The sequence below is a fragment of the Nocardia takedensis NBRC 100417 genome (assembly GCF_000308695.1).
GTDB lineage: Bacteria > Actinomycetota > Actinomycetes > Mycobacteriales > Mycobacteriaceae > Nocardia > Nocardia takedensis.
Genome location: NZ_BAGG01000123.1, coordinates 97,742 through 108,970 on the forward strand (window position 1 = coordinate 97,742; position 11,229 = coordinate 108,970).

The window sequence follows — 11,229 nt, forward strand, 5'->3', positions numbered from 1 at the left end:
CGGGTACTGGTCAGCGGGCCAGTCCCGGTCAGCAGGCCCGGCAGTGGTCAGCGGGTTCGTGCGGAGTCGGGGGTGAGCCTGCCCGCGGCGACCAAGGTGTGGAAGGCGGCGGCTTTGTGGGGGCAGGTGTCGACGGTGCAGGCACGATGGACGCGCATCGCGGTGTGCGCGTGGTCGACCGTGAGCGGTGTCGGTGGGGTGGTGTGGGCGGCCATGACGAGCAGGTCGCTCAGGGGGTCGAGCATGGGGCCTCCAGTTCGAGAACCCCGTTCCCGGCCAGGGGCGGGCCGGGAACGGGGTCGCCCGAGGATTCCCGCCGTCGAGGGGTGCGCCGGCTGTGGCGGGACGACGGGAATCGGGCGGTGCGCGGCGGGCTCCACCCGCTTGTCAACAGACATCGGAAGGGATTCGGGGGCGTGCCGCGCACGCACGCCGGGCGGTTCGGGGATGCACCGGCGTGGAAACGACCGTGGCTCCGGAACCACGCGGGTTACGGAGCCACAGATCGGGATTGGGGATGGCTCGGAGAGCCTGAGACCAGAACCGTTCGGCCGAAGAACTTTTGGAGTTTCGGGCACAGCTCTGGCGCTGCACCAAGCTTCACGTAGCGAAGATCAAATGTCAACCCTCGGTTTTCGGAGGGGATTGTTCTTGCTGGTAGACAACGGATTTCGATGGTCTGCGACCGGCGATCCGCGAGCCGTCGCGGGTGGATGCCTCGCCGAAGACGCCGGTGTCAGACCGACCGATGCCGCACCGGATTCGGCCAACGGTCCGGGTTCGCTACACTCCGAACACTGAAGACGGGTTCCAATCGAGCGCCTCGACGCCACCGGCCGGCCATGGTGGCGCGGTCGAACTGCGGTCGAGTTCGAGACGCGAACACCGCCGGCACACCGCCGCTTCGGCGCTACAGCGGTTCCATGACGTAGTCGCGGAACTTCGGATCCCTCGACTCCAAAAAGTCCACAGCTCGCTCGGAAAGGATCAACAAGCCTTGCTGCCGGCTACCGAAGTCGTCCAGGAATGCACGGCCGGTGATCACCAGGCCGCGCAATGGCGGAATCTCGAACCACGCGTCCTCTTCGAGGTCGGAACGCGGCGACCCTGACGCAGGACCGAACGCGAACCCGGTCAGATCGGTCCGCGACAACGCGGCGGCGAGGGGTTCGGTGACGGCGAACGCAGCACCGTACGAGGTGATCAATTCCGCGCGGACCGGGACGGCGAAGATCAGCCGCGCCGAGATCTGGTGCGGCGGGTCGAAGCTGTCGTCCCATTCGACACCGCCGAACCCCGCTGGACATTCGGGGTTCGTCTCGAAGAACTTCACCACACTCCCACCGTCCATTGGTTCAGCACTGGACCACCGCGAGGTTGCAAAGCTACACCAGTACATGCCAATTCAGCTCGAGGTCGGGCCATTGTCGACCGAGTGCCAGTCGACACCGGTACCGGGCACACGCGAATCCACACCGGTACCGGCACACGCGCGAATCCGCGCCGAAGCCGGGCACACCCACGACATCCGCGCCGAAGCCGAGCACACCCGTGAGTGCGGACGAGTCCGCTGCCACGACCAACCGCCTGTCAGGTGGAGACACTCGATGCGTCCACTCACCAGAGAGAACGCGACCACGGCTACGCCGAACGGCACAGGTGCGGGAAGGACTGCGGCGCGATGCCATTCGGCGCGCACAAATCTTCGCGGCAGAGGAAGGACCCTCAGGATGCCAACGCGGGGCGGCGCTTGCGGGTCGGGTAGGTGAGGTGTTCGTCCAGCACTTGGCCGACGAGGAAGAGTTCGGGCCAGTCAAGCGACCACGGTCCGGGTACGGGGCTGATGCGGCCCGCGTCGCGGAGGGTTTGGACTCGGCGGACGGTGAGAGTGCGGTATTCGTCGCCGAGGGCTTTGGCGAGGGCGGCGATGCCGGAGGCGTTGAGGCGTTGGGCGCGGGCGCGGGTGAGCGCGGTCTCGTCCAGGTCGACGGTGGGTGCGGCGGGCGGGCAGACGACGAGGTTGGCGGCGTGGACGACGCGGCGGAGGTCGTCGGGGGCGTCGTGGGCGCCTTCGGTCATGGCGAGGGCGATGAGGTTGCGGTCGAGCCAGCGGGCGAGGCCGGCGGTGGTCGGCGACCCGGTGTAGTCGACGGCGCGCTGTTCGCAGACCAGACGGACCCAGGACACCAGGACGGCGTGCAGGTCGTCGGCGGCGCGGGCGGCGGCGGGGTCGTAGGGCAGGGGTTGTTCGCCGGGGCGGCGGTGGGCGCGGTGGCCGTCACGGGAACCGGTGCGGGCCTGTCTGGTGCGGGCGATGGTGAGATCTTCGGCGAGTTCGGGGATTTCGCGGAGGAGTTCGGCGACGGCGCGCAGTTGGGGGCGGTCGAGATACAGGTGGTTCACCGGGCGGTCGCCTGCTCGACGACCCACCTGTCGAGGGCCTGCGCCAAGCGGGTGAGGTGGCCGTGGCGGATGTAGTCCTCGGTGTGTCGGCCGTCGACGAGGTAGCCGCGCGCGTAGGCGAGCGCGCCGCCCCAATTGCGCCAGTTCGCCGGTGACCACCAGCGTTGCAGTTGACCGCGGACGGCGACGTCGACCAGGCTCGCTCCCCACCGCGCGGCGGCTTCGGGACTGGACAGGCCGAAGTAGGCGCTGAGGTCGGCGACGGTGCGCAGCGGGTTGCCCGCGGGCAGCGCGGTGATCGGATCGCCGGGGGCGGCGGCCCAGAAGGTGCGGATTCCGGGGATGTCGCGTTGGCCCGCGATGCCGTAGCCGCCGGGGTCCGCGCCGACGCAATGCCCCTGCGGGCGCAGCGGATCCGCGATGAGTGCGCACGCGATCACGGCGGGCAGGTCCAGTTCGCCGCGGCCGACGGCGGCGGCGATGTCGCCCGCGACGGCCGCGCCCTGCGAGTACCCGGCCAGGATGACCTGTCCCGGAGCGCTTTTCACCGCCGCGATGAGGGCGTCGCGGCCGACGTGGACGCTGTCGGCGTAGGGGACCGTCCCGCCGTAGTCCGCGGGGTAGGGCACCATGCTCGTCCGGTAGCGGGCGGGTTCCAGTGCGGCGGAGAAGGTTCGGGTCACGCCTTCGCCGTTCGGATTCCAGGTGCCGCCGACGATCAGGACGTCGATCGGACCGGCGGACGGCGAACTGCGGAATACGCGAAGGCTTTCGGGGAAGAATCCGGCCACGACGATAATCGCTTTCTCGGTGCGGGAGTATTTTTCGGAGCTTCAGCGCGCGGAGGCGTGGGAGAAGATCGGCGCCGCGACGGGTGGGTTCGGCTCCGCTGCCGCGGAATCGAGTCGCAGGTTGCTCGGGTGGGTCGCGATGGCGTTGCCGAGGTGCGGCCAGACCGGGTTCGGGTAGCCGTAGTCGACGTAGACCATCCGGGCGTCGACGCGGGTGACGACTCCGGTCTCCACGCGCCCCGCGCCCGGCGGTGTGAACACCACACGGCGGCCGATGTGGCGCCGGAACCGTCCCGATCCGACCTCCGGATCGATTGCTGACCGATCGCTCATCGGACCGGTTCCCCTCTTTTTGAATTTGTGACATCAATCACAGATTGTTGGTCGACCGGCCGCGGGCGCGGGACTTCGAACTGCGGACAGCCGCCCTCGAGTTCGATCATCGCGGGCGCACCGCGTCGGGCAGCAGATCGATGGTGCGCCGCCCCAGGGCCGCCGCGATACCGACCAGGTCGGACAGGGTGAACGACGCCTCCGCGGCCAACTGCTGACGCAGCACCGACGGGGGTATCGAGGTGCCCTTGACCAGGTCTCCTACACCGATCCCGGTTTCGGCGAGCGCTCGACGCACACTCGCCGCCACCATCTCGTCCAGATGTTCCATACGGAGAAGATTATGGTCCGAACGGACTAGTTGCAACTCCCAATGGCGCATTTTTTCCATCGATGGCAAATCTGTGCCAAAAGACCAGGAAACTCGCCATGCCGTTTGCCACATAGCCGTTCGGACCTCAGAATGGTCCGTATGGGTGCGAAAGAGACGGCTACGGCAATCAACCGCGCGGTCGGGAACGAACTCCGTGCCGCCCGGGCTCGTCGCGACTTGACGCGACAGCAGCTCGCCGAGCTGACCGGCCTGGCCGTGAGCACTATCCAGCGGTTCGAGAACGGCGAACGCTCACCGGATATGCAGCAACTCCACGCGCTGTGCGGGGCGCTCGAGGTGCCGATGCGCGAGTTCGTGACACTCGCACTCAAGGACATCGAACTGCCGGAGGAATGATCGGAGACGGCCTGTGCGCCGTGGCGACGGTTCAGCCGTCGCCACGGCGACCCCGACGGCCGCTCTCGAATCGAGCCCGATGTCGCGTCTGGTTCACGCGCAGCGAAAGTCCGCTTCCTCCGCCGAGGCGGTCTTGGTGACGACTTCCGCGTAGTCGACCACGGCCTGCACCGAGTCGACTCCGAGTACGAACGACGCCAGTACGACGTCGCACACGGTGGCGCCGCCCCGAAGAATTCGGCGGGCCACATCCTCTCCCACGTTCACACCCAGCGCCGACGCGATTCCCGTACCCCGAATCGCCGCAAGCTCCGCAACGGTGCCGATACTCTCCACGATCTAGTTCCCCTTCAACTCATTCGCCCGAGATCGGGCAAAGTGAACCTGGGTTGCAGTTTCGAACCCGCGTCCCAGAATCAGGGCTAGTTATATCGCATACAAACCCCGGCGGCGCATCAAAGACGCGCTCTTCCACGGCGTTTGGGTACTACCCGAAAGTAACGAGGCTCGCACGCCCGTTTGCCTGTCATTCGCTGTTACCGGATCGACATCGCTGCCGCGCGAAACACCCTCGACAGCACCGCGGCCCCACCGCGACCGATGTCGCGATGGGGCCGAGACGGTTCCGTCCGGAATTACCGAACCGGATCAGGACTCGGTCGGGTCGGTCGGATCCGGGGTCTGCGCCGAACCCGTCACCAACTGCTGGAGGATCTGCGCCAGTGCGTCGGCGGAACCGGTGCCCGTGCCGGTACCGGTCCCCGTGCCGGTGCCCGTTCCCGTGCCGGCGCCCTCGTCGGCGGCGGCCATTCCCGCGCCGGAAAGCAGCAGACCCGCCGCGGCGGCACCGGTCAGGACGAGCATCGAAATCTTCTTCATGGTCGGAATCATTCCCCTCGAAAATTGTTGTCCCATTACCGGTTGCGCTCTGGCTACCGGCTGCGAACAGTCCTATCACGAATGCCCGGCCGCGCCGGAAATGCGTTCTCGCCAATACTGGCCAGTCAACTTTGCCTGCCGTTAACGAGGATTTCATCTCGTAACGTCCACGACGCAGAACGCGGACAGCGGGGAAATACTGCGCGAGACAGCATCTTGAGTCCACAGCAGCGGCACTACCAGCGCCTTTGCCGGTGTCGGATGCACCATCCGCGCTCGAGGGTCGAGAGCGGCACACGAATCGTCACTGACGGATCAACTATTAGCTGAGCGGTGCCGCATTCCTTACGAAAAGACCGAACCAGTCGGGAAGACCCGAATTCCAGGGGTTCGATCAATTACGCAGTTAATCTCCAGCAAGCATGAGAGAAAGCTCACCGAAAAGGGCTGTAACGACCGACCGGTTATCCCGATGAAAACGGGCGATCCAGTGGAATACAGGGACGAAAGACTCTTGTCGGAACGTGCTCGAGGCCCCTGCGAAGCCAAGGGGCGACGGTCAGCGCTCCGGGTCCTTTTCCTTGTCCCCCGGGCTCTCGCACTTCACGACCGGAATCGGGTCATACTTCACCGTGCGGGTGTGCCGGGAGACCTCGCGACCGGTCTTGCGGTCGGTGATGATCCGGGTGTCGGAGATGGTGAAACCGGGGGCGCCCTCGGCCGCGATGCAATCCTTGCCCGCGGGCAGGGTGACGGTATTCGGCTCGGTCGGCTTGGACTTGTCGCCCGTAACCGACTCCACGTTCACGGTTTTGGTGCCCCACAGGCGCACCGTGATATCCGAACCGGTGGCGACGGCTTCGATGTAGACGCCGCTCTGGGTGTTGTTGCGGAACTTCAGATCGATCGCGCCGTCGAACACCGTGGCCTCACGGGCGGCCGGATATCGCGAGATGTAATAGCTGTGCTCGGTGTGGCCCGCGTCCTCGAGACCCGCGAAATAGGCCGCGTTGTAGAGGGTCGTCGCGAATTGGCTGATACCGCCGCCGACGGCCGTGCTGGGGCGGCCGTGATCGATGATGCCGGACTCCACATAGCCCTGTTCGATACCGCGCGGACCGGTGAAATCGTTGAGCGAGAAAGTGTCCCCGGGTTTGACGACCGCGCCGTTGACCTTCTGCGCCACCACCCGGATGTTCACGCCGGACGGGCCGCTGAAGCCGCCGGTGGTGAACGATCCCATCGGTTCGGTGATACCGAGCGCGGTGGCGGCCTCGGTGGTCAGCGCCGGATCGACCTTCTCGTAGACGGCCTGACCGGTGCGCCCGGTCGAGGCGACCAGCAACGTCGGCAGTTGTTCCAGCGTCTTGGCCCAGTTGACCTTGTCGCCCACGATCGCCGGGACCACCGTGGGCTTGCCGCCCGACAGGCTGAAACTCGCGTCCTTGGGCTCCACCTCGGAGCCCGCGAGCTGGGGGGCGAGCACGGCGGTGGCGGCGTTCTGGTCGACCGCAAGTCCCAGACCGCCCTGACCGTCGGGAGCGAAGGAGATCAACGTCGCGATCTGGGCGGGATCGAGTTTCGCCTCACCGCCCTTGCCGGCGAAGATCACCGCCGAGCGCACCGCCGGTTCGGCGACCTCGCGCAGCGCCTTGTCGACCGCTTCCGGGCGCACCAGCAGCGGCGCGGGGACCTCGGGCAGGTCGAGCGCGGCGCCGAGCACCCAGCGGTCCAGAATCATCTCGCGGGCGGGCTCGGTGTCGAGCTGACGGCCCGGCACCGGCGGCACCGCGACCGGACGGCCGTTGTCGAAGCGGATCGTGCCGTCGACGGTGGCGATGTCGTGACCGTGCAGGTCGGTGAGCGTCCGGTCGAACGCGCCCTGGTCGACCTTGCTGACCACGGACACGTCGCGGGTGCCGAACAGCGAGGCGAAGCGGGTGAACGGGTTGTAGGGCTGGCCGCCGATGCTGTCCCAGGTGGCGTCCCAGTCGATGGCGAGACCGGCCTGCGCGGGCACGATGCTGGTCCGCACGTCGCCGAGGGTCAGGGGCAGTTCCTCGTTCGCGCGGTCGCCGAGCGCGTCGCGCAGCTTCGCGTCCGCGGCGGCCGGGTCCATACCGCTGACGTCGATCCCGGCGACCACGACGCCGCGCGGCACCTCGCCGGAGGTGCGCAGCAGGTCGGTGGCGTAGGCCAGACCGGCGACGGCGACGGCCGCGCCCACCGCGATACCCACCCGTCTGGTGGCGGGTGATTTCCACCACGGTGTGGCCGGACGCGAGGAAATCGGGCGGCGCGGCTGCGCGGGCGGGCGCGGAGCGGGCGGTTGCGGACCGCCGGGACGCGGCGGGACCGGCGGACGATTCGGCGGCTCCCCACCGGCGCGGCGGGGCTGCGGGGGTTGGGTGCGCAACGGCTGGGTCGGGGCGGAGGCCGGATCGGAAACAGGCTGCTGACCGGTGTTCCTGTTCGATTCGAGCAGCTGACGTAGCCCGACCTCGCCGCCCTGCTGGGCTCTACCTCGGTCGCGGCCTCCGGCGCTCGACTCGCTCGTCACGACCGTCCTCCCGGCTGACATCGCGACCCGCACTGTGCGGGTCTCCTCAACGATAGTGGCCCCTATCGCGGAGGTCCGCAGAGCGCGGAGCTACAGCAAACACCACGCAAAGCCACCGAACCGGGCACACGAAGAGGCTCCGCGCAGTTGCCGGGTCGGGGGTCTGGCAACTACGCGGAGCCGATCTGTCTATCGCCGGTGCGTCCGATGCGTTACACACCCCCGAGCGGGAAACTTGTCGGGGAGGCAGGTAACTCACACCGACGAGGGAGAGCGACGCGATGCAGCTGGGAATGATCGGGTTGGGCCGGATGGGAGCCAATATCGTCCGGCGGGTGGTGCGGGCAGGCCACACCTGCGTCGGATACGAACCCGCCGCCGCGAAGATCGACCGACTGCGCGCGGAATTGGGCGACAGTTTCGCGGGCTCCACCGATCTGGCCGAATTCGTCGGACTGCTCGAGACGCCCCGGGTGGTGTGGGTGATGATTCCCGCGGGCGCGACCGGGGCGGTCATCGACGACGTCGCGGCGTTGCTGGAACCGGGCGACATCGTCATCGACGGCGGCAACAGCCGCTACCACGAGGACCTGAAACGCGCGGCGGTCCTGGGTCGGCGCGGCATCCACTACGTCGACATCGGCACCTCGGGCGGCGTCTTCGGGCTCGAGCGCGGGTTCTGTCTGATGATCGGCGGGGAGACCGACCCGGTGCGGCATCTCGACCCGCTGTTGAAATCCATCGCGCCCGGGGTCGAAGCCGCCGAACGCACGCCGGGACGCACCGGCGAGCCCTCGACCGCCGAGCAGGGGTATCTGCACTGCGGGCCGGTCGGATCGGGACATTTCGTGAAGATGGTGCACAACGGGATCGAATACGGGGCGATGGCCGCCTACGCCGAAGGGCTCAACATCCTGCACAAGGCGAATCTGGGGAACCAGGGTCCCGGGGAGTTCTCCGCCGAGGAGACGCCGCTCGACCATCCTGAGTTCTACCGCTACGACCTCGACATCCCCGAGATCACCGAGGTGTGGCGGCGCGGTTCGGTGGTCGCGTCGTGGCTGCTCGACCTCACCGCCGCCGAGTTGTACGCCGATCCGAACCTGGACTCCTTCGACGGCCGCGTCTCCGACTCCGGCGAAGGGCGCTGGACCCTGGACGCCGCGATCGATATCGCCGTGCCCGCCCCCGTGCTGGCCGCCGCCCTGTTCGGCCGGTTCTCCTCGCGCGGCGAAGCGGTCTACGCCGACAAGATGCTCTCCGCGATGCGCAGCGCCTTCGGCGGCCACCACGAACTCCCATGACGCGCCCGGCAAACCAGCAGGTATCACCCGGTCAGCCGGATAAACCGGCCGTTCCGGTCACCCGAAGCGGCCGTTTACAGTACGTTTCAGACCTGCCGACCCCCGACCGGATCCGTTTCGCGGCCGCTCCCGCGCCCGAGACGTCGATCATCCCGACCGGGAACCGGGTGTCGGCAAACCGAGGTGGCATCCGGTCCCGGGGAAGGACCGGATGCCGCTCTCGGGTTCGCGACTCCTCGGCGCGCCGTCGCTTGCCACCACTCGAATCGCCAGGTGGTCGACATCATCTCCACCGCCTACGCCCACGCCAGGAGCGTTCGCGGCGCTCCATCACGGCCGCCCGATCGGCAACATTTTGCCGAATAGACCTGTAAGAGCCGTGCCAAAGCATCCACATCGCCGATTCGGCAGAATTCTGCCGAACACGCCGAGTCCAGAGCCCCCTGGGCGCGATTCACGACAGATCGGCAATATCCTGCCGCAATCACCCCGAAAACCCGATAGTCTGCTGCCGACAACACTGATCCGGCAGAATCCTGCCGCTCACGGGAGAACCCCTTGGCAGCACTGACAGACATCGGCCAGGCCATCCGCGCCGAACGCCGCCGCCACCGCCTCACCCAGGAACAACTGGCCGAACTGGCGGGCACCTCCACCCGCACCATTCGCGACATCGAACACGGCACCGGCTCCACCGGCATCGGCACCGTAGCCGCCACCGCCGACGTGGTCGGCCTGAAACTGGGCATCCTCCGATGACCGACCCCACAACACCCTTCCGCCGCTCGCGAGTCCAGGAACCCGCGGCCGAAGGGTGAACCGGGTCGGGCGGCACGCGGGGGTGCCGCCCGGTCGGGTCAGCGTTCGAGGATGGCTACCACGCCTTGGCCGCCTGCGGCGCAGATGGAGATGAGGGCGCGGCCGGAGCCTTTTTCGGCGAGCATCTTCGCGGTGGAGGCGACGATGCGGCCGCCGGTGGCGGCGAAGGGGTGGCCCGCGGCCAGGGAGGAGCCGTTGACGTTGAGTTTGGTGCGGTCGATGGCGCCGAGCGCGCCGTCCAGGCCCAGGCGTTCCTTGCAGTAGTTGTCCGACTCCCACGCCTGGAGGGTGGCCAGGACGACGGAGGCGAACGCCTCGTGGATCTCGTAGTAGTCGAAGTCCTGGAGGGTGAGACCGTTGCGGGCGAGCATGCGCGGCACCGCGTAGGTGGGGGCCATCAGCAGACCGTCGGGGCCGTGGATGTAATCGACGGCGGCGACCTCGGAGTCGACCAGGTAGGCCAGGGTGGGCAGGTTGCGTTCGGCGGCCCACTGCTCGCTGGACAGCAGCACCGCGGACGCGCCGTCGGTGAGCGGAGTGGAGTTGCCCGCCGTCATGGTGGCCTCGCCCGCGGCCACGCCGAAGACGGGCTTGAGGGTGGACAGTTTCTCGACGGTGGAGCCGGGACGGAGGTTGTCGTCGCGGGTGAGCCCGAGGAACGGGGTGATCAGGTCGTCGAAGAAGCCGCGGTCGTAGGCGGCGGCCATGTTCTTGTGCGACAGGTAGGCCAGTTCGTCCTGGGCCTCGCGGCTGACGCCGAATTCCTTGGCGGTGATCGCGGCGTGCTCGCCCATGGACAGTCCGGTGCGCGGTTCGGCGTTGCGCGGGATCTCGATGCCGAGCATGCCGGGACGCAACTGGCCGACCAGCTTGAGGCGGTCCTTGTTGGTCTTGGCGCGGTTGGCGTCGAGCATCCATTCGCGCATGTTCTCGCTGACGCCGATGGGGGCGTCGGAGGTGGTGTCGGAGCCGCCGCCGATGCCGGCGTCGATGCGGCCCGCGGCGATGGCGTCGCCGACGGTGACGACCGACTGCAGGCCGGTGCCGCACGCGAGTTGCAGGTCGTGGGCGGGGGTGTAGGGGCTGAGCTCGGAGCCGAGGACCGATTCGCGGATCAGGCCGTGTTCGCCGACCCGCTTGAGGACCGCGCCGCCGACGACCATCCCGAGCCGTTCACCCTTCAGGCCGAAGCGGCTGACCAGCCCGTTCAGCGCCGCGGTGAACATGTCCTGGTTGGAGGCGTGGGCGTAGGCCTTGTCGGAGCGGGCGAACGGAATCCGGTTGCCGCCCACGATCGCGATCGGACGCGGCTGCCGCGGGGTCTTGGCTGTGCTTGTCACTCGGGTCTCCAGATCTCGTGGGGGCTGGGGAACCGACCGGCGGGGGCGCGGTGTCGGTTTACTTTGAACT

The 11,229-nt window shown here is 67.9% G+C and carries 13 protein-coding genes; 3 read left to right on the forward strand and 10 right to left on the reverse strand.

Annotation, left to right across the window (positions count from 1 at the left end; genetic code table 11):
• Positions 1 to 47: 47 nt before the first annotated feature.
• From ON30_RS26385 to ON30_RS26415, 6 genes are all read right to left on the reverse strand, one after another.
• A complete protein-coding gene (locus tag ON30_RS26385; RefSeq protein WP_040711151.1) occupies positions 48 to 245 on the reverse strand; it encodes a hypothetical protein in 198 nt (65 codons plus the stop codon).
• A 665-nt stretch (positions 246 to 910) separates the two neighbouring features.
• Entirely contained in the window at positions 911 to 1,336 is a 426-nt protein-coding gene (locus tag ON30_RS26390; RefSeq protein ID WP_040711154.1) for a hypothetical protein, read from the reverse strand.
• Positions 1,337 to 1,725: 389 nt separating this feature from the next.
• On the reverse strand, positions 1,726 to 2,403 hold the full coding sequence (locus ON30_RS26395) for a hypothetical protein (protein WP_051030009.1): 678 nt from the start codon (positions 2,401 to 2,403) through the stop codon (positions 1,726 to 1,728).
• Positions 2,400 to 3,194 carry an alpha/beta fold hydrolase gene (locus ON30_RS36410; protein WP_051030010.1) on the reverse strand — a complete coding sequence of 265 codons (795 nt, stop codon included), beginning with the start codon at positions 3,192 to 3,194 and terminating at the stop codon, positions 2,400 to 2,402. The genes ON30_RS26395 and ON30_RS36410 overlap by 4 nt, the downstream gene beginning before the upstream one ends.
• Positions 3,195 to 3,236: 42 nt before the next feature.
• Complete coding sequence (locus tag ON30_RS26410) at positions 3,237 to 3,458, reverse strand: hypothetical protein (RefSeq protein WP_157183843.1); 222 nt, start codon at positions 3,456 to 3,458, stop codon at positions 3,237 to 3,239.
• A gap of 175 nt (positions 3,459 to 3,633) precedes the next feature.
• The gene (locus ON30_RS26415) at positions 3,634 to 3,858 is read right to left on the reverse strand and encodes a hypothetical protein (RefSeq protein ID WP_040711158.1); all 225 of its coding nucleotides are present in this window, start codon (positions 3,856 to 3,858) and stop codon (positions 3,634 to 3,636) included.
• Positions 3,859 to 3,999: 141 nt separating this feature from the next.
• On the opposite strand from ON30_RS26415, the gene ON30_RS39420 reads away from it, so the two are divergent.
• The gene (locus ON30_RS39420) at positions 4,000 to 4,257 is read left to right on the forward strand and encodes a helix-turn-helix domain-containing protein (protein ID WP_040711160.1); all 258 of its coding nucleotides are present in this window, start codon (positions 4,000 to 4,002) and stop codon (positions 4,255 to 4,257) included.
• Between the two features lie 93 nt (positions 4,258 to 4,350).
• Here the strand turns inward: ON30_RS39420 and ON30_RS39425 are convergent, their stop codons facing one another.
• The 3 genes from ON30_RS39425 to ON30_RS26430 form a co-directional block, all read right to left on the reverse strand.
• Positions 4,351 to 4,593 (reverse strand): hypothetical protein, encoded by a 243-nt coding sequence (locus ON30_RS39425; RefSeq protein ID WP_157183845.1) that lies wholly within the window; start codon positions 4,591 to 4,593, stop codon positions 4,351 to 4,353.
• A gap of 312 nt (positions 4,594 to 4,905) precedes the next feature.
• On the reverse strand, positions 4,906 to 5,136 hold the full coding sequence (locus ON30_RS26425) for a hypothetical protein (RefSeq protein ID WP_157183846.1): 231 nt from the start codon (positions 5,134 to 5,136) through the stop codon (positions 4,906 to 4,908).
• A 559-nt stretch (positions 5,137 to 5,695) separates the two neighbouring features.
• Complete coding sequence (locus ON30_RS26430) at positions 5,696 to 7,696, reverse strand: VanW family protein (protein ID WP_051030020.1); 2,001 nt, start codon at positions 7,694 to 7,696, stop codon at positions 5,696 to 5,698.
• Between the two features lie 281 nt (positions 7,697 to 7,977).
• On the opposite strand from ON30_RS26430, the gene gnd reads away from it, so the two are divergent.
• Complete coding sequence (gnd, locus tag ON30_RS26435) at positions 7,978 to 9,000, forward strand: phosphogluconate dehydrogenase (NAD(+)-dependent, decarboxylating) (RefSeq protein ID WP_040711164.1); 1,023 nt, start codon at positions 7,978 to 7,980, stop codon at positions 8,998 to 9,000.
• A gap of 558 nt (positions 9,001 to 9,558) precedes the next feature.
• Positions 9,559 to 9,759 carry a helix-turn-helix domain-containing protein gene (locus tag ON30_RS26440; RefSeq protein ID WP_040711167.1) on the forward strand — a complete coding sequence of 67 codons (201 nt, stop codon included), beginning with the start codon at positions 9,559 to 9,561 and terminating at the stop codon, positions 9,757 to 9,759.
• A gap of 98 nt (positions 9,760 to 9,857) precedes the next feature.
• Here ON30_RS26440 and ON30_RS26445 read toward each other — a convergent pair whose 3' ends face one another.
• A complete protein-coding gene (locus tag ON30_RS26445; RefSeq protein WP_245554224.1) occupies positions 9,858 to 11,159 on the reverse strand; it encodes an acetyl-CoA C-acetyltransferase in 1,302 nt (433 codons plus the stop codon).
• Positions 11,160 to 11,229: the final 70 nt, after the last annotated feature.